We start from the raw sequence: 22,133 nt of genomic DNA, 5'->3' as shown, positions 1-22,133 counted from the left end.
CCCTCAACAAGGGGAACTGTATGTCCGTCTTTCACCCAACCCAGGCCGGGATTGGCGGGGCGCTGTGGAAGCTCCGCCGCCAATCGCGTGGTTTCACGCTCATCGAGCTGATGGTGACGATCGCGGTGATCGCCCTCATCGCGGCTGTCGCCTCTCCGGCGATGATCACGCTGATGAACTCCAATCGCCTGTCCAGTACCGCCGGCGAGCTGACATCGGCGGCGCAGCTGGCGCGGGCGGAGGCCATCCGGCGAAGTGCGCCGGTCGTCCTCTGCGGCAGTGACGACGGTGAGACCTGCACGGCAGGTGCCGATTGGCAAGGTTGGGCCGTGGTCGGCCAGAACAACCGCGATGCGGTTGAAGAAACCGTTCGCGGAGGCCTTTTCCCCGGCAACATGCAACTCAGTGGCCCTGCGGGCGGCGTCACCTTCAATTCAACCGGGCTGATCGCCGCGGGGACGACGCTGACGGCATGCATCCCGACCGACAAGCCGGCGGACAATCAGCGCGTCATTACGATCAGTGTTGCAGGTCACGTCATGACTGCAAGGAACAATGGTGGAGGCGACTGCCCATGAAATATGAGTCTGAGGCGCCCACGCGCGCCCATCGCGACATGCTGCGCGGTCGGCGTGCCGTGCAGGGCGTCAGCCTTATTGAAGTGCTGGTGTCGGTGGTTGTCCTGAGTATCGGACTGCTTGGCGTCGCCGCCATGCAATCCGTTGCCCTCCGTGGCGGGCAGAGTTCGCTGGAAACGAGCCAGGCCGTCATGCAGACGAACGCGATTCTCGACGCCATGCGTGCCAATCGTTTCAATGCCGGCAACTACAACACCGGCGGCATGGTCTGCGCACCCGGTCCTGCCGGAACCCTGGCGCAGAACGATCTGCGGAACTGGATCCAGGATCTGAAGCTCAACATCACCAGCAATGTGAATGACAACACCACGTGTGGACAGATCCAGAATTGTCCCCAAGCGTGCGTCATCACCGTCCAGTGGGACGATTCGCGTGCGGGTGGCGGACAGACTCGGACCATTGTCACGAGGACCACGATATGAGTCTGCGTAGCAGTGGTTCCGGGCTGACGCGAGAGCAGGTAGCAGGTTTCAGCTTGATCGAGTTGATGGTCGCGCTGGTACTGGGTCTGTTGGTAGCGGGCGCGGCGTTGGCGATCCTGCAATCCAACCAGGCGACCTACCGCTCGAACGAGGGTTTGAATCGCGTGCAGGAAAATGCCCGCATTGCGTTCGAGTTGATGTCGCGAGACATCCGCGCGGCAGGCGGCAGTGCGTGTTCGCGATTCTCAGCCGTGGAAGGCGTGGGTGCAGCGGCGACGAGCTTCAGAACCGCCCCCATCAATGGGACAGCTACTACCCTGCGCGTGTTCTCCGGGGATGACACGGCCTATCGCGTGACGGGTACCACCAATACGTCGGTTACGTTGGACGGCGACGACCTGGAGGATGCCACCGATGCATTCTCGGTGGGTGACGTGATCGTGTTGTGCAACAGCAACAAGACACATGTGATCACCGCAACAGGGGTCAGCACTGACACGGTGAGCTTTGCCGCATTGCCAGATTACCCCGTCAACGATCCCGTGCTGCTCCCTTCCGTGATACTGGCGCGATTTCGTGATGTGAACTGGTTCGTGCAGGCCAACGGCCGCGGCGGCAATTCACTTTACATGAGCCGCATGGGGGGCGCTCCCGAAGAGGTGATCGAAGGAGTGCAGAACATCGCATTCCAATACCTGCAGCGCGGCGCCGCCAACTATGCGAACGTCGCGGGAGACGATGTGGTGTCCGTGCGGGTGGCGCTGACGTTGCAAGGTGTGGCTGACGACGGTGCCCAGATTACCCGTCAGGTGTCCAATGTCGTCAGCTTGAGAGGACGCACGCTATGAGTCGCTTCAACTTCCGCCATCCTTCCATGCGGGCGCGGGCGGATCAGAAGGGCATCGCACTGGTCGTCGTGCTCATCCTGCTGGTGGTCACCGCCATCCTTGGGCTTGCCATCATGCGCAGTTCCGCCATGCAGGAACGCATGGCGGCCAACCTCCGTGATCGAAGCATTGCGTTTCAGGCAGCGGAGGGCGCGTTGCGCTTCGCTCAGGACCAGGTCCTCGGCGCTGGAAACTGGGATACCGACACCCCTGAACCAAGCGACGCTTGCGTCAATGGCATATGCCCGAGCGGGTCAGCGGCTGCGTGGACGCCTGTACCCGCGGCCAACTACGACAACATGCTCATTCCCGAGCCTCCCGAGTATTGGGTCGAGTACATCGGTACCGGACCAGGCCAGCCGGGAGGATGCGATTCCACCTCGGGCTCCACGCTGAATTGTGCAAACCCTTTGTATCGCGTGACAGCGCGTAGCCGCGCCGAAGGCCGTGCCGACGTGCTCGTGCAAGCCACCGTCATCAGCCGCATTCCGGATGAGCCATGAAAATCCAACACTCGCGCCAACCTGATCGCCAGAACGCTGCTCGTCGTCGGCAGTGGTGGAGTCTGCCCGTGGCGTTCCTCGCCACGTTGTTGGCGCTGCCGGCCAATGCAGGTATTGCCATTCCGGACCAGCCGCTCACCATCGGTGCACGCATTCCGCCGAACATCCTCTTTGTGCTGGACAACTCCGGCTCGATGCAGTCGGACTTCTTGCCGGACAACGCGCCTACGGGCTGGCGGCGCAGCAGCTATTTGCACAATAAGCTTTCGTACAATCCAGCCACGACCTACTTGCCGTGGGTCGACTCGACTGGCGCAACCATGACGGGTGGTCAGGATTTTGGGAGGGTCTACGCGGGTACAGAGCGTATCCCACCTTTCGATAACAGCACTCTCAATCTATTCACCAATATAGATGGCACTGGAGCGTTCATAAATGAAACGTTCTACGTGGCCAAGAATCTGGCCGGGGACCTGAATAACCAGACCAATTTCTGGCGTTACCAGATCCACTCGGACGGGGTTATCATCCGGAGCGACTACGGTCCACGTGTTGGCGGATCATTCCCTTATAACAGGGGTCTGGACGGTCGCGGATGTTCCACAGGCACCGGCAACGATTTTCGAAACTGTCAGCGAGTATCGCCTACTGCACGTTCGGAAGCGGATGAGCGGCTTAACTATGCGACTTGGTATTCCTACCACAGGACCCGCTACAAGATCGCCAAAGCAGCGTCGGGTCGTGCTTTCTCCGAAATTGGTTCGGAGTATCGCGTAGGCTACCGGAATATTTGGAACGACATGCCAATTAGTGGCACATCGGGCGGCATCAATTGGTCTAGCCATCCGATCACGCGTGCTAAGCCAATCCCCGTAACTCGCAACAAGGGTTTGTTCGAGGATCCCAGTGGCCCCACTGGTGCCAACAACAACAAGACGGCGTGGTATCAGCGTCTCTACGCGGAGACGGGTGGTGGCTCGACACCGTTGCGCGAGGCTCTGTACCAGGCAGGACAGTACTTCGCAACGGATAGGACCAGTACCGGTCCGTGGGGCGAGGACCAGTTCGCCTGCCGCCAGAACTTCACCATCCTGACGACCGATGGCTATCGTAATGATGGTGCTTGGACCTCAGTTGCTGAAGAAGACAATGCGGCTGGCGCGGCGATCCCCAATCCCAGCGGAGCGCCGTATACGTATACGCCATCACTACCGTACTCAAGCCCGCACTCCAACACGCTGGCCGACATCGCCATGCGGTACTGGAAGAACGACCTGCGCCCGGATCTGGATAATGTGGTGCCGAGTTCGACGGCCAATCCTGCTTTCTGGCAGCACATGGTGACTTTCTCGGTATCGCTGGGCGCCGCAGGTACACTGGATCCGGAGACGGACCTGCCAGCAATCACTGCAGGCACTAAGACGTGGCCATTTCCAACCAACAACCAGTCTCCCAGTATCGACGACTTGTGGCACGCAGCCGTCAACGGTCGCGGCACGTTCGTATTGGCCAACAATGCCGACGATTTCGCCCGGGCTCTGCGTAGCGCATTGAGTGAGATCCGTGGGCGTGCAAGCTCGTTCTCCAATGTCGCCAGCAATACGGTGTCGCTGGACACGGGCGCCCAGGTCTTCAATGCGAGCTACGTTCCCGGAAGTTGGACGGGTGAAGTGACGGCACGCTCGGTCACCACTTCGGGCGTGGCCAATACCATCAGTTGGGCGGGATCACTACCGGCATGGAATAGCCGCAAGGTCTTCACGTCTACGGGTACGAGCGGCACAGCCTTTCCGTCCGGGACGCAACTTCCTTTGCTGGCTCGCACGGGCAGCACATTGAACTATCCGGTTACCGCGACGGACAACGCCAACTACATCAAGGGCGAGGAGCGGCTTGAGGAGCATACCGGCGGGGGCGTACTGCGCAACCGAATCGCCAGCAAGATCGGCGACATCATCGGCTCATCGCCTGCGTACGTGAAGGAAACCAACACGCTTTACGTAGGTGCCAACGACGGTATGTTGCATGCGTTCGATGCGTCGACAGGGGTGGAATTGTTTTCCTACATCCCCAGCATCATCAACATCAACCATCTGTCGACACTGAGCAGGGGCGACTACGCACACAAGTTCTTCGTCGACGGCCCGGTGGTCGTCAGCAACCGGGCACTCACATCCAACCGCAACGTTCTCGTGGGTACGCTGGGCAAGGGTGGCAAAGGCCTGTACGCGCTGGATGTCACTGCGCCGGCAGCCGCGACCGCGACGTCGGTGTACAAGTGGGAGCGCGCGTCAGGTGCCAACATGGGATTGATCCTCGGCAAGCCGTTCTTTGCCCAGGTGCAGACGGGCGCAGCCGCCCTGGTGACGGGTAATGGCATCAACAGTACGAATGAGCGTGCGGTCCTGATGGTGTTGAACGCGGACACGGGGGCTGTCATTCGCGAGATCGACACGGGCGTCGGATCCACTGCACTACCCAATGGCCTGTCGGCTCCCACCGGTGTCTATGGCCCGGATGGCAGGACGCTGGCCTATGTCTACGCGGGCGACATGCTGGGTAATGTGTGGAAGTTCGACTTGACGAGCACCTCGCCGGGTGCGTGGAGTGTGACCCGCCTCTTCACGGCGCAGGATGCCGGTGGCAAGGCCCAGCCCATTAGCGGTGCGGTTGCGCTAGGCGTACATCCCGTTACCAAAAAGCGCTGGGTGTTCTTCGGTACGGGGCGGTATCTGACCGCCGAGGACGCACAGTCGACCAACGTCGATGTCCAGACAATGTACGGCTTTGTTGATGAGGGTACAGCGCACGCGCGCTCCGATCTTACACAGCGTGGAATACAGGTTACCGAGGGCAATGTGCGTGCATTCGAATCCAAGTCCGCACTTCCGGCCACGTCGAAGGGTTGGTACATCGATTTGCCCATAAGTGGTGAACGGATCATCCAGGATGCACAGCTGGCCGCTAGGTTCTTGGTCACTGCGAGTGTCATCCCGTCAGGTGATGCGTGTAACGCCGACGGAACCGGCTACATCAATGCGTTGGATGCCTTTACCGGGACAAGCGGTGGCATGTCCTACTTCGACCTGGACGGTGATGGCAGCACGGACAATGCCGGTGTAACGGGTGGGCTGCCGGTGGGCTCGGTGAATGTGGGTAACGGCATGCCGACACTACCCAATCTGTTGCGTGGCCTGCTGGTGGTGGGAGGTACGGGAGGCAGCGGATTGAGTTCGCCGCTGACTTCGCAGCCGCGGTGGGATCGCGCCTCGTGGCGCGAGATCCGGAGAGACTGACGAATGGAGATGCATCCTATGAACGTTTCCGCAAGCGCTGGCGCCCGTTCGGAAAGCGGGTTCTCGCTGATCGAATTGATGGTCGTTGTTGCCATCATCGGGATCATTGCGTCGATCGCGCTACCCAGCTACAACGAGCATGTCCGCAAGAGCCGGCGTGCTGCCGGCACGGCGTGCCTGCTGCAGGCAGCGCAGCAGATGGAGCGCTTCTATACGACGCAGCTGGCCTACAATGCCGCCGGTTCGCCGGCCGCATTCGCCTGCGATGGCGATACGGCCGACTTCTACACCATCGCGCCTGAGGATGTCGATGCACGGACTTACACATTGAGTGCCACGCCGATCGGGAAGCAGGACGGCGATAGCTGCGGAATTCTGACAATCAACCAGGCGGGTGAGCGGTTGCCCGCGACGGCAGGTTGTTGGTGAGGCCCGCTCGCATGCAGTCATTCGTCGGCTGTTGCATATGGGCCTGATGCCCGAGCTGCCACAAACCAGGGTCCATAAAAAAGCCGCATCTCTCGATGCGGCTTTCTTTTTACTTGGCGCCCGAAGTTGGACTCGAACCAACGACCCCCTGATTAACAGTCAAGTGCTCTAACCGGCTGAGCTATTCGGGCGGGGCGCGTATTGTAGCCAGCCCGTCCGGCGGGGACAAGCCTCTGTACTTGTCGATCCGCCCAGGCGCGGTTGCGGGAGCTTTCGCGCGTCGCTTTTCAGGGTCAGCAGGGCGTTTTCATGTCGCCCCGCACGGTGCGGGCGCGGCCTGTGTTGTTCATGATGACGCTGCTGGCGACGCGGCCGTCGTGGCATATCCGGATGGTCAGGTTGGTGCCGTAGGCCATGCCGGTGGGTTGATAGCGGACATGACGTCGGCCCTGGGTGGACGTGATGCGGATGCTGGGGGCGTCGGGGACGGTCTCGTTCCTGTAGAGATCGTTGCCGTCGTCGGGCTGTCGATTCCCGTCCGGATCGCGGAAGGACAGCCAGTGGTCGCCCCAGTCGGTGCCGTGGCGGCAGGCGCCGGCGCCGTCGCTGGGGCAGACCACCACCGGTACGTTGTGGCTGATGGCGGTCATGCGGGCCGAGGCGAAGTGGGACACCAACAGGTTGGCCGTTGCGCTGGCCTGCTGTCGTGCGCGGAACTCGCGCATGGATGGCAGACCAATGGCGACCATGAGCGCCAGGACGGCGAGCGTCACCGACATCTCGACCAGCGTGAAGCCGGATGTGCGCCTGCACGCACCGGCATGACCTCCCTTGTGGGGAGGTGAAGGCTTCCTTGCCATCGACCACTCCTTGGATGCTTGAGCCATGACAGGTTCATGTCGGTGGCCGCTGTCCGCCATCAGGTCGATTCCTGTCCGCGTGTAGGAATTCCCCGCGGCGTCCGTCACATCCGCGTCGCTATACTCCCCGGTTGATCTCTGGGCTTGCGCCATGACCGACCGCTTCCAACTCGTGTCCCCCTATTCGCCGGCCGGCGACCAGCCGCGCGCCATCGAGAAGCTCGTCGAGAATTTCGAGGCCGGGCTGGCGAAGCAGACGCTGCTGGGCGTGACGGGGTCGGGCAAGACCTACACCATCGCCAACGTGGTGCAGCAGGTGCAGAAGCCGACGCTGGTGATGGCGCCCAACAAGACGCTGGCCGCGCAGCTGTACGGCGAATTCAAGGCGTTCTTCCCACACAACGCGGTCGAGTACTTCGTCAGCTATTACGACTATTACCAGCCCGAGGCCTACGTTCCGTCGAGCGATACCTTCATCGAGAAGGACAGCTCGATCAACGAGCACATCGAGCAGATGCGGCTGGCAGCGACCAAGACCCTGCTGTCGCGCCCGGATGCGCTGGTAGTGGCTACGGTCTCTGCGATCTACGGCCTGGGTGCGCCGGAGGACTACCTGTCGCTGCGGCTGATCCTGTCGCTGGGCGAACGCATCGACCAGCGCGAACTGATCCGCCACTTGACCCAGCTGCAGTACACCCGCAATGAGTACGAACTGCAGCGCGGCACGTTCCGCGTGCGCGGCGAGATCATCGACGTGCATCCGGCGGAAAGCGATGCCGAGGCGGTGCGCATCGAGCTGTTCGACGGCGAAGTCGAAGGCCTGAGCCTGTTCGATCCGTTGACCGGCGAGTCGCTGCGCAAGCTGCAGCGGTACACCGTGTACCCGAAGACCCACTACGCGACCACCCGGGAGCGCGTGCTGGCCGCCATCGACACCATCAAGGTCGAGCTGAAGGACCGGCTGGAGCAGCTCTACTCCCAGAACAAACTGGTCGAAGCGCAGCGGCTGGCCCAGCGGACCCAGTTCGACGTGGAGATGATGGCGGAAGTCGGCTTCTGTTCCGGGATCGAGAACTACTCGCGCCACCTGACCGGCAAGGCGCCGGGCGAGCCGCCGCCCACGTTGTTCGACTACCTGCCGGCGGATGCGCTGCTGGTGATCGACGAATCGCACGTGACCATTCCGCAGATCGGCGCCATGTACAAGGGCGACCGCTCGCGCAAGGAGACGCTGGTCGAGTTCGGTTTCCGCCTGCCGTCGGCGCTGGACAATCGGCCGCTGCGGTTCGAGGAGTGGGAAGCGCGCTCGCCCCGCAGCATCTATGTGTCGGCCACGCCGGGACCGTACGAACTGCGCGAGTCCAATGGCGAGATCGTGGAACTGGTCGTCCGGCCCACCGGCCTGATTGATCCGGAAGTGGAAATCCGTCCGGTCGGCACCCAGGTGGATGACCTGCTGTCGCAGATCAACGAGCGCGTATCCTGGGGCGATCGCGTGCTGGTCACCACCCTGACCAAGCGCATGGCCGAGAACCTGACCGAATACCTCGGCGAACACGGCATCAAGGTGCGCTACCTGCACTCCGACGTCGACACCGTGGAGCGCGTGGAGATCATCCGCGACCTGCGATTGGGCAAGTTCGACGTGCTGGTGGGCATCAACCTGCTGCGCGAGGGCCTGGACATGCCGGAGGTGTCGCTGGTGGCGATCCTCGATGCGGACAAGGAAGGTTTCCTGCGGTCCACCGGCTCGCTGATCCAGACCATCGGCCGCGCGGCCCGCAACCTGCGTGGCAAGGCCATCCTCTATGCGGACAAGATGACCAGATCCATGCAGGCCGCGATCGACGAAACCGGGCGGCGCCGCGAGAAGCAGGTGGAATACAACCTGGAGCACGGCATCACGCCGAAGTCGGTGGCCCGCCCCATCGTGGACATCCTGGAGGGCGCGCGCAGCGAGGCGGCCAACGAGGGCAAGGGCGGGCGCGGCAAGTCGCGCCGCGTGGCCGAGGAGCCGGCCGAGTACGGGGTGATGGATCCGGCCAAGGCGGTGGCCCGGATCAAGGCGCTGGAACAGCAGATGTACCAGCACGCGCGCGACCTGGAGTTCGAGGACGCCGCGCGCCTGCGCGACCAGATCCAGCGGCTTAAGGAGGCCAGCCTGGGCGGCTGACGGCGCCGCGGCACGTCCTGGTTGTCGGCGACCCCGCTTCCGGGCTAGAATTCGCGCCCCTGCAAAGGGCAGACCGGGCGGTTAGCTCAGCGGTAGAGCACTACCTTGACATGGTAGGGGTCACAGGTTCGAACCCTGTACCGCCCACCACGCTTCCACAGCGTGGATTCCGGACGTCCGGGGCCAGTCCGATGCGCCATCTTCATCACGAGGTGGCCCGCGGAAACGCCGGCCGAGCGTGCGACATGAGCACTACCCAGGCCTGAATCCGGTACTGCCCGAGGCACTGCATCCCGTAGGCGCCCTCGTGGCGCTTTTTTGTTGGCCGCTTGGCGGCCACGGAATTGGCAAGACGGGATTCGGGATTCGCAGGGGCGACAGTATCCGCACTGCGAATACCGGTCCCAGGCCGCGAGCCGGCGCTTTTGCGACTCCCGAATCCCCATCACGAATCACGGCCCCCCAATGATCACCATCACCCTCCCCGACGGCAGCCGCCGCGAGTTCGAACATCCCGTCTCCGTCATGGAGGTGGCGCAGTCCATCGGTGCCGGCCTGGCCAAGGCCACCGTCGCCGGCGCGGTCGATGGTGTGCTGGTCGACGCCAGCGACGTCATCGACCATGACGCGTCGCTGCGCATCATCACGCCCAAGGACGAGGAGGGCGTGGAGATCATCCGCCACTCCTGCGCGCACCTGGTCGGCCATGCGGTGAAACAGCTGTATCCGGACGTGAAGATGGTCATCGGCCCGGTGATCGCCGAGGGGTTCTACTACGACATCTACAGCGAGCGTCCGTTCACCCCGGACGACCTGGCGGCCGTCGAGCAGCGCATGCAGGAACTGATCGCGCAGGACTACGACGTCATCAAGAAGATGACGCCGCGCGCCGAGGTGGTGGAGGTGTTCAAGGCCCGCGGCGAGGACTACAAGCTGCGCCTGATCGACGACATGGGCGCCGACGTCACCGCGATGGGCCTGTACTACCACCAGGAATACGTTGACATGTGCCGCGGACCGCACGTGCCGAATACGCGTTTCCTGAAGGCGTTCAAGCTGACGCGTATCTCCGGCGCCTACTGGCGCGGCGATGCCAAGAACGAGCAGTTGCAGCGCATCTACGGCACGGCCTGGGCGGACAAGAAGCAGCTGGAGGCCTACATCCAGCGCATCGAGGAAGCCGAGAAGCGCGACCACCGCAAGATCGGCAAGCAGCAGGAGCTGTTCCACCTGCAGGAAGAGGCGCCGGGCCTGGTGTTCTGGCATCCCAAGGGCTGGGCGATCTGGCAGGTGGTCGAGCAGTACATGCGCAAGGTCTACCGCGACAGCGGCTACCAGGAAGTGCGTTGCCCGCAGATCCTCGACGTAGCCCTGTGGAAGAAGTCCGGCCACTGGGACAACTACAAGGAAAACATGTTCTTCAGCGAGTCGGAGAACCGCACCTATGCGGTCAAGCCGATGAACTGCCCGGGCCACGTGCAGGTGTTCAACCAGGGCCTGCACAGCTACCGCGACCTGCCGATCCGCTACGGCGAGTTCGGCGCCTGCCATCGCAACGAGCCCTCCGGCGCGCTGCACGGGATCCTGCGCGTGCGCGGCTTCACTCAGGACGACGGCCACATCTTTTGCACGGAAGACCAGATCGAGGCCGAGGTGACCGCGTTCCATCAGCAGGCGCTGAAGGTCTATGCCGACTTCGGTTTCGAGGACATCCAGATCAAGATCGCCCTGCGCCCGGAATCGCGGCTGGGCGACGACGCCACCTGGGACAAGGCCGAGGCCGCCCTGCGCGCCGCCCTGCGCAGCTGCGGGGTGGAGTGGCAGGAGCTGCCGGGCGAGGGCGCCTTCTACGGCCCCAAGATCGAGTACCACCTGAAGGACGCGATCGGCCGGACCTGGCAGCTGGGCACGATGCAGGTCGACTTCATGATGCCGGGCCGCCTCGGCGCCGAGTACGTGGACGAGAGCAGCCAGCGGCAACATCCGGTCATGCTGCACCGGGCCATCGTGGGCTCGATGGAGCGCTTCATCGGCATCCTGATCGAGCACCATGCTGGTGCATTTCCTTCCTGGCTGGCCCCGCAGCAGGCCGTGGTGATGAATATCACCGACGCCCAGGCCGATTATGTGGCCGAAGTCAGGAAAACCCTTTCAAATCAAGGCTTCCGGGTCGCGGCCGATTTGCGGAACGAGAAGATCGGCTATAAGATTCGCGAGCACACGCTGCAGCGGGTGCCGTACCTGCTGGTGGTCGGAGACCGCGAGAAGGACAATGGCGCCATCGCCGTGCGTACGCGTTCCGGGGAAGACCTGGGCAGCATGTCCGTTGCCGCCTTCGCCGAGCGTTTGCGTAACGAGCGCGCTGCACACTAAGTTCCGGCCCTTGGTGGGCCGGTACACCCCTCCCTGGAGACTGCAACATCAGCACCCCTGACAACAAGCAAAACCGCAAGAACCACGAGATCCGCGTGCCGCGGGTGCGCGTGATCGGTTCCGATGGCGAGATGATCGGCGTGCTCTCGCGCGACGAGGCGTTGGCGAAAGCCGAAGAAGAGGGCCTGGACCTGGTCGAGATCCAGCCCAACGCCGAGCCGCCCGTCTGCAAGATCATGGACTTCGGCAAGTTCAAGTTCGAGATGCAGAAAAAGGCCAACGAGGCCAAGAAGAAGACCAAGCAGGTCGAGATCAAGGAACTGAAGTTCCGTCCCGTCACCGACGAGGGCGACTACCAGATCAAGATGCGCAACATCCGCCGCTTCCTGGAAGAAGGCGACAAGGTCAAGGTCAACATCCGCTTCCGTGGCCGCGAAATGAGCCACCAGGAACTGGGCCGCGAGATGGCCGCGCGCATCGAGGCCGAGTTGGGCGACGAGATCGTCATCGAGTCGCGCCCGCGCCTGGAAGGTCGCCAGATGGTCATGATGATCGCCCCTAAAAAGAAGTGATGTCAGCGGCCAAGCCGCTGATACCTGCCGTTCCCCTCGCCCCGCAAGCGGGGAGGGGGCAAAGGGTGAGGGGAGGCGCCGCAAGGCGCCTTTCTCGCTTTCAGCCCTCCGCTACTGGGCTAAGTAGCCGGATTTGCAAGAAAAAACAGCAGCGGGCATAATACGCGGCCCGGTACGCCGGGAGGCTGCTCGCAGCCGATGGACCCGTCTATGGTTCCGCTCCGGAATCAATGACTTACAAGCCGATATGGGCATGGATGGAAAGAGTGGCCTTCAGGTCTTCGCGGCGACGCCGCAAAGCACCGGAAGGGCGCCGCCCGGATCAGTGACATAAACCCGTCAAGGACATAGCAATGCCCAAGATCAAGACCCACCGGGCGGCGGCGAAGCGTTTTCGCAAGACCGCATCCGGCAAGTTCAAGGCTGGCCACGCCAACCGTAGCCACATCCTCACCAAGAAAGCGACCAAGCGTAAGCGCGGCCTGCGTGCGACGAATATCATTCGCGCCGAGGACAGCGGCCGTTTGAACCGCATGCTTCCCTACCTCTGAGGACTGAGACATGGCACGAGTTAAGCGTGGCGTGACGGCGCGTCGCCGTCACAAGAAGGTCCTCCACCTGGCCAAGGGCTACTACAACGCCCGTCGCAAGGTGTTCCGCGTCGCCAAGCAGGCGGTCATCAAGGCGGGTCAGTACGCCTACATCGGCCGCAAGCAGAAGAAGCGCAATTTCCGTTCGCTGTGGATCACCCGCATCAATGCGGCGGCCCGCATCAACGGCCTGAGCTACAGCCGTTTCATGAACGGCCTGCTGAAGGCTGGCATCACTCTGGACCGCAAGGTGCTGGCGGACATCGCCGTGCACGACGCGACCGGTTTTGCGGCCCTGGCTGAAAAGGCGAAGGGCGCACTCGCGGCGTAAGCCGCGTCTCCACCGTAAAGCACGCCGGCAATCCATCGCCGGCAACACGTGGGGAAGGGCGCGAGTCCTTCCCCATTGTTTTTTGTGGGTTGCCGTCATTCCGGCGAAAGCCGGAATCCATCTTGATCTTCGCGCGAAAGGCCGCCAAACGCGAAGCAGATGCAACGGCAGAATGGATCCCGGCTTTCGCCGGGATGACGACACGAGGCCCGATCAAGAAATGAGCGATATCGAATCCCTGTCCACCCAGGCGCTGGCCGACATCGCCGCCGCGCAGTCGCCCGAGGTGGTGGAGCAATTGCGCGTCGCCCTGCTCGGCAAGAGCGGCAGCGTGACCTCGCAGCTGAAGCAACTGGGCGCACTGCCGGCCGACCAGCGCAAGGCCGCCGGCGAAGCCATCAATCGCGCACGCGACGCGATCGGCGACGCACTGTCGGCGCGCAAGTCCGTGCTGGAAGACGCGGCGCTCGACGCGCGCCTGGCCGGCGAAACCATCGACGTCACCCTGCCCGGTCGCAGCGGCGCGCGCGGTGGCCTGCATCCGATCAGTCGCACACTGGAGCGCATCGCCGAGATCTTCGGGCGGCTAGGCTACGAACTGGCCGACGGTCCCGAAATCGAGGACGACCGCCACAACTTCGAGGCGCTGAACTTTCCGCCGCACCACCCGGCGCGCGCCATGCACGACACGTTCTACTTCGGCGACGGCCGCCTGCTGCGCACGCACACCTCCGGCGTGCAGGTACGCTACATGGACACCCACCAGCCGCCATTGCGCATGATCGCCGCCGGCAAGGTGTACCGCAGCGACAGCGACCAGACGCATTCGCCGATGTTCCACCAGGTCGAAGGCCTGCTGGTGGACGAGCATTCGACCTTCGCCGACCTCAAGGGCACGCTGGCCGAGTTCGTGCGCGCGTTCTTCGAGCGCGATTTCGAGATGCGTTTCCGCCCCAGCTACTTCCCGTTCGTCGAGCCGGGTGCCGAAGTCGACATCGCCTGGCAGCAGCCCGACGGTAGTACCCGCTGGCTGGAAGTGCTGGGTTGCGGCATGGTCCATCCGAACGTGCTGCGCAACTGCGGCATCGACCCTGAGCGCTACACCGGCTTCGCCTTCGGCCTGGGCGTGGAGCGCTTCGCGATGCTCCGCTACGGCGTCAACGACCTGCGCGCGTTCTTCGAGAACGATGTGCGGTTCCTCAGGCAGTTTGCTTGAGCAACGGGATTCGGGATTCGGGATTCGTGATTGGTAGGCGCCAGTCTTCTCCCCGGCCCAAGCCCGCGCTCTTGCGAATCCCCTCATCCCGAATCCCGAATCACGGAATTTCAGAATGAAATTCAGCGAAAACTGGCTACGCAGCCACGTCCCCACCCAGGCCACCCGCGACGAGCTGTCCGCGACGCTCACCGCGATCGGCCTGGAGGTCGAAGAGGTCACCGCGCTGGGCGATGGCCTGGCCAACGTGGTGGTGGCGCGCATCGTCGAATGCGCCAGGCATCCCGAAGCCGATCGCCTGCAGGTTTGCCAGGTGGATGCGGGGCGGGGTGAGCTGCTGCAGATCGTCTGCGGCGCGCCCAATGCGCGTCCCGGTCTGATCGCGCCGCTCGCGATGGTGGGTGCCAACGTCGGCGGCATCGCCATCAAGGCGGCCAAGCTGCGTGGCGTGGAGTCCAACGGCATGCTGTGCTCGGCCAAGGAACTGGGCGTCGATGCCGATGCCTCCGGCCTGCTGGAACTGCCGGCCAATGCGCCGGTCGGCACTCCGGTCGCCGACTATCTGCAACTGCCTGACGCCAGCATCGAGATCAAGCTGACGCCGAACCGCGCCGACTGCTTCAGCGTGCGCGGCATCGCCTACGATGTGGCCGCTTCGCTGGGCAGCGAAGTGAAGCCGTTCGACGCCGCGCCCGTGCCGGCACAGAGCGCGGTCGCGCTGGCCGTGGAACTGGAGGCCGGTGCACGCGTGCCGCGCTTCGTCGGCCGGGTGATCGAAGGTGTCGACGCCACCGCACCCTCGCCGGTGTGGATGGCCGAACGCCTGCGCCGCAGTGGTGTGCGCCCGATCAGTTTCCTGGTCGACGTGACCCAGTACGTGATGCTGGAGCTCGGCCAGCCGATGCATGCCTTCGACAAGGACTCGCTGGAGGGCGGCATCGCGGTGCGTCCCGCGCACGCCGACGAGACGCTCGCGCTGCTCGATGGCCGCACGGTGACGCTGGACGACGATTTCCTGGTCGTGTCGGATGACCGCGGCGGTCGCGCCGCGCGCGCCGTGGCACTGGGCGGCATCATGGGCGGGCTGGATACGCGCGTCACCGACGCCACGCGTAACGTTTTTCTGGAAGCCGCGCACTGGATTCCTTCCGCCATCATCGGGCGCAGCCGCAAGCTGGGCCTGCACACCGATGCCGGCCATCGCTTCGAGCGTGGCGTCGATCCGGAGCTGCCGCGCATTGCGGTGGAGTACGCCACCCGCCTGATCGTCGAGATCGCCGGCGGCGTGCCCGGCCCGACCACCGAGGCGGTGCTGCCCGAGCATCTGCCCAGGCCGACCGCCATCCTGCTGCGTCGCGCCCGCGTGGCGCGCGTGCTGGGTGTGGAGATTCCCGACGCCGAGATCGAACGCATCCTGCGCGCGCTGGGCCTGCAGGCCGCCGCGGTCGCCGAGGGCTGGAGCGTAGTCGCGCCGAGCCGGCGGTTCGATATCGCCATCGAGGAAGACCTGATCGAGGAACTGGCGCGCATCCACGGTTACGACCGTGTGCCCACCACCTTGCCGGGTGGCGCCACCCGCATCGCATCGCCGAGCGAGACCCGCGTCGAACCCGGTGAGGTGCGCCGCCAACTGGCGGCGCGCGACTACTTCGAGACGGTGAACTTCGCCTTCGTCGATGCGAAGTGGCTTGCGCTCTGGGGAGCGGCAGAGGGCGCGGTGCCGTTGGCGAATCCGCTGAGCGCCGAGTTGGCGATCATGCGCACCGGCCTGCTGCCCGGCGTGGTGGCGGCGCTGCAGCGCAATGCCGCACGCCAGGCCGGCCGCGTGCGCCTGTTCGAGATCGGCAATGTCTTCCAAGCGCCGGCGCAGGCCGGCGAAGCGCCCGTCGAGTCGTTGCGGCTGGCCGCCGCGATCACCGGCGACGCGGTCGCCGAGCAGTGGGGCGTGCCGTCGCGCAAGGCCGATTTCCACGACCTCAAGGGCGACCTCGAAAGCGTCGCGGCCCTGGCCGGCGCTGTTCTCGAGTTCCGCCCCTCGCGCGCCGCCCATGCCCACCCGGGGCGTTCGGCCGACGTCTACCGCGATGGCACGTGCATCGGCTGGATCGGGCAGCTGCATCCACGCCTGCAACGCGCGCTGGACCTGGACGCCGACGTGTTCGCCTTCGAACTGGAACTGGTGCCGCTGAGTGCCCGCGCACTGCCGCGCGCGACGGAGTTGTCCCGTTACCCGTCCGTCCGCCGGGACCTCGCGTTCGTCGTGGCCGAAGAGGTCTCCTGGGCGGCCCTCGCCGCGACCGCCAGGGACGCCGCGGGCCCGCTGCTGCGTGATGTCCAGCTGTTCGACCGCTATGTCGGACAGGGGGTCGAATCCGGTCAAAAGAGTCTCGCTATGGGCTTGATTTTGCAGGACAACTCACGCACTCTCACCGAGGTCGAGGTAGCGCAGGTCGTGGCTGCCGTCGTGGCCGCGATCGAGGCAGCGCACGGCGCAAAGATCCGCGGATGATCGGTATGAAGACAGTGGCACGGCCGGTGACGGCCGCAATGGGGATGCAGTAATCCATGGCATTGACGAAGGCGGAGATGGCCGAACGTCTGTTCGACGAGGTCGGCCTGAACAAGCGCGAGGCGAAGGAATTCGTCGACGCCTACTTCGACGTGCTGCGCGAGGCCCTGGAGCAGGGCCGGCAGGTGAAGTTGTCCGGGTTCGGCAATTTCGACCTGCGGCGCAAGAACCAGCGCCCCGGCCGCAATCCGAAGACCGGTGAGGAAATCCCGATCTCGGCACGGACGGTGGTGACCTTCCGGCCGGGTCAGAAACTCAAGGAGCGGGTGGAAACGTATGCTGGATCCGGGCAGTAACCGCGAGCTTCCGCCGATTCCGGCCAAGCGCTACTTCACCATCGGTGAGGTGAGCGAGCTGTGCGACGTGAAGCCGCACGTGCTGCGGTACTGGGAAACCGAATTCCCCAGCCTGGAACCGGCCAAGCGCCGCGGCAACCGCCGCTACTACCAGCGGCATGACGTGCTGATGGTGCGGCAGATCCGTGGTCTGCTGTACGAACAGGGCTACACCATCGGTGGTGCCCGCCTGCGTCTGGAAGGCGAGGGCGCCAAGCAGGAATCGGCGATGAGCGCGCAGATCGTGCGTCAGGTGCGGATGGAGCTGGAGGAAATCCTCCAGTTGCTCCGCCGTTGATATCCCACGGCGCTCCTGCTGGGAGTCGCCGAGGAATTCCGGCTATAATGCGCGGCCCGTCGCAAGGCGGGCCGAACCGCGAGATTCGGGGCGTAGCGCAGCCTGGTAGCGCATCTGCCTGGGGGGCAGAGGGTCGTCGGTTCAAATCCGGCCGTCCCGACCAATCGCGGTTCGACATCAAGCCTGCGCCGATGCGTGGGCTTTTTTGTGCCCGTCGTACGCCAATGGCGACGATCCCTCATCTCCGGCGGCACGCACAGGAAACCCGATGAACCCGATCACCGATGCGCTGGTCCGCGAGCTGCAACTGGCGCCGCATCCGGAGGGCGGGTTCTTCCGCCGCGTCTACGAGTCGGCCAAGCGCACCGAGGTCAACGGGATCGAGCGGCCCGCGCTCACCGCGATCAAGTTCCTGTTGCCGGAAGGCGTGGTGACGCGCTGGCATCGCGTCGACGCGACCGAGGTCTGGGACTGGCACGACGGCAGCCCGCTGGAGCTGTCGATGTTCGATCCGGAGCAGCGCACGCTCACGCGGGTGCAGCTGGACACCTCCGCACGCGGCGGACAATCGAACCAGGTGGTGCCCGCCGGTGTCTGGCAGAGCGCGCGTTCGCTGGGCGGCTTCACGCTGGTCGACTGCTCGGTCTCGCCCGGCTTCAGCTGGCAGGGCTTCGAGCTGATGCAGAGCGGCAGCGATGTCGCGCGTACATTGCGCGAAGCGGGCGGCAAGGTCGCCTGAACCGATCGCCCCATGGCGGCGCGGCCATGCGCGCCGTAACGCCCGCGCACGCGCACACTTCCGCGATCCTTCCACACCGAGTGTCCGGGATGCGCCGTTCGTTCTTGGGGATGCTGTGGGCATCCCTGCTGATCCTTTCCGTGCCTGCGGATGCGCAGGACGTGTCCACGGCACCGGCGGTCGCCGAAGACGGTGTGATCGACATGGACGCCGTGGTGGTGGCCGGCGTGCAGCCCGGTCCCGGGCTGTGGAAAGTGCGTCATGGCGATCACCTGCTCTACATCCTGGGCACCCAGTCGCCGTTGCCGAAGAACATCCGCTGGCGATCGGACGAGGTCGATCAGGTGCTTGGGCTGGCCGACGAAGTGCTGGCCTCGCCCGGCATCACCGTGGACGCCGATGTGGGGTTCTTCCGCGGACTGACGCTGCTGCCCTCCGCGTTGAAGGCCTCGAAGAACCCGGATGGGCAGAAGCTGGTCGAGGTGCTGCCGGCCGACCTTTACCAGCGCTGGAGCGTGCTCAAGCAGCGTCACCTGGGACGCGATGGCGGCATCGAGAAGAAACGCCCGCTGATCGCGGCCTACCAACTCTATGTCGAGGCACTGTCGGACGCCGGCCTGCGCGAAGGTGGCGTGATCGATCCGGTGATCAACGCGGCCTTGAAGCAGCGCAAGATGAAGCGCACGACCACCCTGCTGAAGCTCACGCTGGACGATCCCCGCGCGGCGCTGGCGGATTTCCGCAAGGAAACCCTCAAGCCCGGCGACCTGGCCTGCTTCGGCAAGACACTGGACGTCATCGAGCGCGACCTGCCGCTGGTGGCGGCGCGCGCGAACGCCTGGGCCGTGGGCGACTGGTCGGCGCTGCGCTCGGGCGCCCGCCAGGACTGGCAGCAGACCTGCGCGTCGGCGTGGTTCGACACCGAGACCGCGCGCAAGCGGGGTATCGCCGATGTCGAAAACCGGATGCAGGCACGCTGGCTGGAGATCGCGGAGGGCGCGCTGAAGAAGAACCGGATCACCTTCGCCACGTTGCCCGTCTGGCAACTGGTCAAGTCCGATGGTTACCTCGCCGCGCTGCAAGCCAGGGGTTACGAGGTGGAAGCGCCGGAGTGATCCGGCGCACCGCCGCGGCGATCAGCCTGCGGCGGTCTTTGGCTGCAGCGCCGCCAACGCAGGCCAGCGTTTCAGCACGCCGGCACGAATGCCGGCCGCATCGATACCGGCTTCCGCCAGCAGGTCTTCGCGGCTGGCGTGGTGCTGAAACTCGTCCGGCAGGCCCAGGTGCAGCACCGGCATGACCAGACCTTCCTCGTTGAACAGTTCGGCCACGCCCGAGCCGGCGCCGCCCATCACCACGTTGTCCTCGATGGTGACGAAGCCCTGGTGCGTCTTCGCCAGTTCGAGCAGCAGGTCGCGGTCCAACGGCTTCACGAAGCGCATGTTCACCACGGTCAGGCCCAGCTCGCGGCCCACCTGTTCGGCGGCCGCGACGGTGGAGCCGAACGCGAGCAGCGCCACGCGGTTGCCGCGCACGCGCAGGTCCGCCTTGCCGATCGGCAGCGTGTCCAGCGTCGACTGCAACGCCACGCTGGGGCCGGTGCCGCGCGGATAACGCACGGCGGCCGGGCCGTTGAAGTGGTAACCGGTGCTCAGCATCTGCCGGCATTCGTTTTCGTCGGCCGGCGCCATCACCACCATGTGCGGCACGCAGCGCAGGTAGCTCAGGTCGAGGTTGCCGGCGTGGGTGGCGCCATCGGGGCCGACCACGCCACCGCGGTCGATGGCGAACAGCACATCGAGCTTCTGGATCGCCACGTCGTGCACCAGCTGGTCGTAACCGCGCTGCAGGAAGGTCGAGTAGATCGCCACCACGGGCTTGCTGCCTTCGCAGGCCATGCCCGCCGCCAGCGTTACCGCGTGCTGCTCGGCGATGGCGACGTCGAAGTAGCGTTCCGGATATTCCTTGCTGAAGCGCACCAGGCCTGAGCCTTCGCGCATCGCCGGGGTGATGCCCAGCAGCTTCGGCTCGGCGGCGGCCATGTCGCACAGCCAGTCGCTGAAGATGTCGGTGTAGGTGGGCTTCTTGGCGCCGCCCTTGCTGACCAGGCCCTTCTCCGGATCGAACGGGCCGACCGCGTGGTAACCGATCTGGTCGCCCTCGGCCAGCTCGTAGCCCTTGCCCTTGGTGGTCAGGATGTGGAGCAGCTGCGGACCTTTCAACGTCTTGAGCGTCTTCAGGGCGCCGACCAGCGCTTCCACATCGTGCCCGTCGATAGGGCCGGTGTAGTGGAAGCCCATCTGCTCGAACAGCGTGGACGGCACGAACATGCCTTTCCAGTGCTCTTCCCAGCGACGCATGAAGCGCGCCGGCGGCTTCTTCTTGTCGCCCAGCAGTTTCTTGCCGCCTTCGCGCAGCGCGTTGAGCGTGCGGCTGCTGCTCAGCCGGCCGAGCATCTTGGTCAGGCCGCCGACGTTCTCGGAGATCGACATCTGGTTGTCGTTGAGAATCACCAGCAGGTTCGGCTCGGGCTCCATGCCGCCGGCATGGTTCAGCGCCTCGAACGCCATGCCGGCGGTCATCGCGCCATCGCCGATCACCGCGACCACCTTGCGGTCGTCGCCCTGTTGCTGCAGCGCAATCGCCATGCCGAGCGCGGCGGAGATCGACGTGGACGAGTGACCGACGCCGAAGGTGTCGTACTCGCTCTCCTCGCGCTTCGGGAACGGTGCCACGCCGTCCTTCTGCTTCACCGTGTGGATGGTGTCGCCGCGGCCGGTCAGGATCTTGTGCGGGTAGGTCTGGTGGCCCACGTCCCATACCAGCCGGTCGCGCGGGGTATCGAACAGGTAGTGCAGCGCAACCGTCAGTTCGATCACGCCCAGGCCGGCGCCGAAATGCCCGCCGCTCCTGCCCACCGACTCGATCAGGTAGCCCCGCAGCTCCTCGGCGATGGCGGGCAGTTCGGCTTCGTCGAACTGGCGCAGGTCGGCCGGGAGATGGATGCGAGACAGGCGGGGATAGCGGTCGGGGGCGATCATTGGCGGCAGGCGTGTTCTAGGCCGTTATTGTCCCCCCCCGATGTGAAGCGGGGCAAGCAAGCGCGTGAAGCCGGCGTGGGGTGGGCCGGGGCGGTTCAGGAATGGCCTGAACCGACGTGGCCCTGCTCAGGCCGACAGCTTGGACTTCTTCGGGAGCTGGGCCTTCAGGAACGCCATCTGGTCGGCCAGGATGTTGCGGTTGGACAGGATCAGGTGCTCGATCCAGCTGGGCCGGTACGGGACGGCGAGCAGCGGCATGTGGGCCTGCTGCGGGGTGCGGTTGCTTTTGCGCGAATTGCAGTGGAAGCAGGCCGTCACCACGTTCTCCCAGATGTCCTTGCCGCCCTTGGACAGCGGCAGCACATGGTCGCGGGTCAGGTGCGGGCGCGAGTACTCATGCCCGCAGTACAGGCACAGGTGCGCGTCGCGGGCGAACAGTGCGGTGTTGGTGAGCGTTGGCGTGGGCGACAGCGCGTGCGCCCGGGCGTGGCCGCGCGAGGCCACGATGGGATGCAGTTCGATGAGGCTCTGTTCGCCGGTCAGCCGCGAGACGCCGCCGTGCACGTGCAGGCAGGGATCGCCGAGCGTCCAGGCGACCGCGCCACGCGCGTACAGACAGGTTGCATCCTGCCAGTTGATCCAGTCGAGCACGCGGCCATGCGCATCGAGCGACAGCAGTCGCAGGGCGGCGGGGTGGGGACGGGGAGACGACGGCGACGGGACCGGTGAAAGGCGGGAACCGGTCTGGACCAGGTGAAGCTGAGCTCTGTCTGCTTCCATGGAGAAGCAGGTTATACCCAAATGTTGACGAAATGTGTATCGCGCGTGGCTTTTCACCGGAGGAGCGCGCTGCCCGCACTC

Annotated in this window: 20 protein-coding genes and 3 tRNA genes; 19 read left to right on the top strand and 4 right to left on the bottom strand. The window is 64.6% G+C overall.

Features of this window, described 5'->3' with window-relative positions; translation table 11 throughout:
* Positions 1 to 20 precede the first annotated feature (20 nt).
* From ASD77_RS01085 to ASD77_RS01060, 6 genes are read left to right on the top strand one after another with little or no spacing between them, the layout of a single operon-like run.
* Complete coding sequence (locus ASD77_RS01085; protein WP_055936096.1) at positions 21 to 578, top strand: GspH/FimT family pseudopilin; 558 nt, start codon at positions 21 to 23, stop codon at positions 576 to 578.
* Complete coding sequence (gene pilV / locus ASD77_RS01080) at positions 575 to 1,060, top strand: type IV pilus modification protein PilV (RefSeq protein ID WP_235578444.1); 486 nt, start codon at positions 575 to 577, stop codon at positions 1,058 to 1,060. The genes ASD77_RS01085 and pilV overlap by 4 nt, the downstream gene beginning before the upstream one ends.
* A complete protein-coding gene (locus ASD77_RS01075; protein WP_055936090.1) occupies positions 1,057 to 1,908 on the top strand; it encodes a prepilin-type N-terminal cleavage/methylation domain-containing protein in 852 nt (283 codons plus the stop codon). Before pilV ends, ASD77_RS01075 begins: the two co-directional genes overlap by 4 nt.
* Positions 1,905 to 2,450, top strand: coding sequence for a PilX N-terminal domain-containing pilus assembly protein (locus ASD77_RS01070; protein ID WP_082563058.1), 546 nt, complete (start codon positions 1,905 to 1,907; stop codon positions 2,448 to 2,450). Before ASD77_RS01075 ends, ASD77_RS01070 begins: the two co-directional genes overlap by 4 nt.
* Positions 2,447 to 5,746 (top strand): PilC/PilY family type IV pilus protein, encoded by a 3,300-nt coding sequence (locus tag ASD77_RS17630; RefSeq protein ID WP_082563057.1) that lies wholly within the window; start codon positions 2,447 to 2,449, stop codon positions 5,744 to 5,746. The genes ASD77_RS01070 and ASD77_RS17630 overlap by 4 nt, the downstream gene beginning before the upstream one ends.
* An 18-nt stretch (positions 5,747 to 5,764) precedes the next feature.
* Complete coding sequence (locus ASD77_RS01060; protein WP_055940821.1) at positions 5,765 to 6,175, top strand: type IV pilin protein; 411 nt, start codon at positions 5,765 to 5,767, stop codon at positions 6,173 to 6,175.
* 114 nt (positions 6,176 to 6,289) lie between these two features.
* Here ASD77_RS01060 and ASD77_RS01055 read toward each other — a convergent pair.
* Positions 6,290 to 6,366 (bottom strand) — tRNA-Asn (locus ASD77_RS01055).
* Positions 6,367 to 6,468: 102 nt separating this feature from the next.
* Positions 6,469 to 7,035, bottom strand: a complete 567-nt coding sequence (locus ASD77_RS01050; RefSeq protein ID WP_055936084.1) for a GspH/FimT family pseudopilin — start codon at positions 7,033 to 7,035, stop codon at positions 6,469 to 6,471.
* Between the two features lie 151 nt (positions 7,036 to 7,186).
* Between ASD77_RS01050 and uvrB the strand changes: the two genes are divergently transcribed.
* From uvrB to ASD77_RS00985, 13 genes are all read left to right on the top strand, one after another.
* On the top strand, positions 7,187 to 9,208 hold the full coding sequence (uvrB, locus tag ASD77_RS01045; RefSeq protein WP_055936080.1) for an excinuclease ABC subunit UvrB: 2,022 nt from the start codon (positions 7,187 to 7,189) through the stop codon (positions 9,206 to 9,208).
* A gap of 75 nt (positions 9,209 to 9,283) precedes the next feature.
* Positions 9,284 to 9,358, top strand: a tRNA-Val gene (locus tag ASD77_RS01040).
* Between the two features lie 315 nt (positions 9,359 to 9,673).
* A complete protein-coding gene (gene thrS / locus ASD77_RS01035) occupies positions 9,674 to 11,581 on the top strand; it encodes a threonine--tRNA ligase (RefSeq protein WP_055936077.1) in 1,908 nt (635 codons plus the stop codon).
* Between the two features lie 47 nt (positions 11,582 to 11,628).
* Entirely contained in the window at positions 11,629 to 12,153 is a 525-nt protein-coding gene (gene infC / locus ASD77_RS01030; protein ID WP_082563055.1) for a translation initiation factor IF-3, read from the top strand.
* Between the two features lie 353 nt (positions 12,154 to 12,506).
* A complete protein-coding gene (rpmI, locus tag ASD77_RS01025; protein WP_014160066.1) occupies positions 12,507 to 12,704 on the top strand; it encodes a 50S ribosomal protein L35 in 198 nt (65 codons plus the stop codon).
* Between the two features lie 10 nt (positions 12,705 to 12,714).
* The gene (rplT, locus tag ASD77_RS01020; protein WP_055936072.1) at positions 12,715 to 13,074 is read left to right on the top strand and encodes a 50S ribosomal protein L20; all 360 of its coding nucleotides are present in this window, start codon (positions 12,715 to 12,717) and stop codon (positions 13,072 to 13,074) included.
* A gap of 220 nt (positions 13,075 to 13,294) precedes the next feature.
* Positions 13,295 to 14,290: a phenylalanine--tRNA ligase subunit alpha gene (pheS, locus tag ASD77_RS01015; RefSeq protein WP_055936069.1), complete on the top strand. Its 996-nt coding sequence runs from the start codon at positions 13,295 to 13,297 to the stop codon at positions 14,288 to 14,290.
* A gap of 115 nt (positions 14,291 to 14,405) precedes the next feature.
* Complete coding sequence (pheT, locus tag ASD77_RS01010) at positions 14,406 to 16,799, top strand: phenylalanine--tRNA ligase subunit beta (protein ID WP_055936065.1); 2,394 nt, start codon at positions 14,406 to 14,408, stop codon at positions 16,797 to 16,799.
* Between the two features lie 56 nt (positions 16,800 to 16,855).
* Entirely contained in the window at positions 16,856 to 17,155 is a 300-nt protein-coding gene (locus tag ASD77_RS01005) for an integration host factor subunit alpha (protein WP_055936063.1), read from the top strand.
* Entirely contained in the window at positions 17,136 to 17,492 is a 357-nt protein-coding gene (locus ASD77_RS01000; protein WP_055936060.1) for a MerR family transcriptional regulator, read from the top strand. Before ASD77_RS01005 ends, ASD77_RS01000 begins: the two co-directional genes overlap by 20 nt.
* A gap of 86 nt (positions 17,493 to 17,578) precedes the next feature.
* Positions 17,579 to 17,655 (top strand) — tRNA-Pro (locus tag ASD77_RS00995).
* Between the two features lie 105 nt (positions 17,656 to 17,760).
* Complete coding sequence (locus ASD77_RS00990; RefSeq protein ID WP_055936057.1) at positions 17,761 to 18,231, top strand: cupin domain-containing protein; 471 nt, start codon at positions 17,761 to 17,763, stop codon at positions 18,229 to 18,231.
* Positions 18,232 to 18,320: 89 nt separating this feature from the next.
* Positions 18,321 to 19,346 carry a TraB/GumN family protein gene (locus ASD77_RS00985; protein ID WP_055936054.1) on the top strand — a complete coding sequence of 342 codons (1,026 nt, stop codon included), beginning with the start codon at positions 18,321 to 18,323 and terminating at the stop codon, positions 19,344 to 19,346.
* 21 nt (positions 19,347 to 19,367) lie between these two features.
* Here the strand turns inward: ASD77_RS00985 and dxs are convergent, their stop codons facing one another.
* Together dxs and ASD77_RS00975 are read right to left on the bottom strand one after the other, a co-directional pair.
* Positions 19,368 to 21,272: a 1-deoxy-D-xylulose-5-phosphate synthase gene (dxs, locus tag ASD77_RS00980; RefSeq protein WP_055936051.1), complete on the bottom strand. Its 1,905-nt coding sequence runs from the start codon at positions 21,270 to 21,272 to the stop codon at positions 19,368 to 19,370.
* A 126-nt stretch (positions 21,273 to 21,398) separates the two neighbouring features.
* Positions 21,399 to 22,052, bottom strand: coding sequence for an HNH endonuclease (locus ASD77_RS00975; protein WP_082563054.1), 654 nt, complete (start codon positions 22,050 to 22,052; stop codon positions 21,399 to 21,401).
* Positions 22,053 to 22,133 lie beyond the last annotated feature (81 nt).

The sequence above is a fragment of the Pseudoxanthomonas sp. Root65 genome (assembly GCF_001427635.1).
Taxonomy (GTDB): Bacteria; Pseudomonadota; Gammaproteobacteria; order Xanthomonadales; family Xanthomonadaceae; genus Pseudoxanthomonas_A.
Note: the sequence above shows the minus strand (reverse complement) of the source record. Positions and strands in the feature narration are given on the sequence as shown.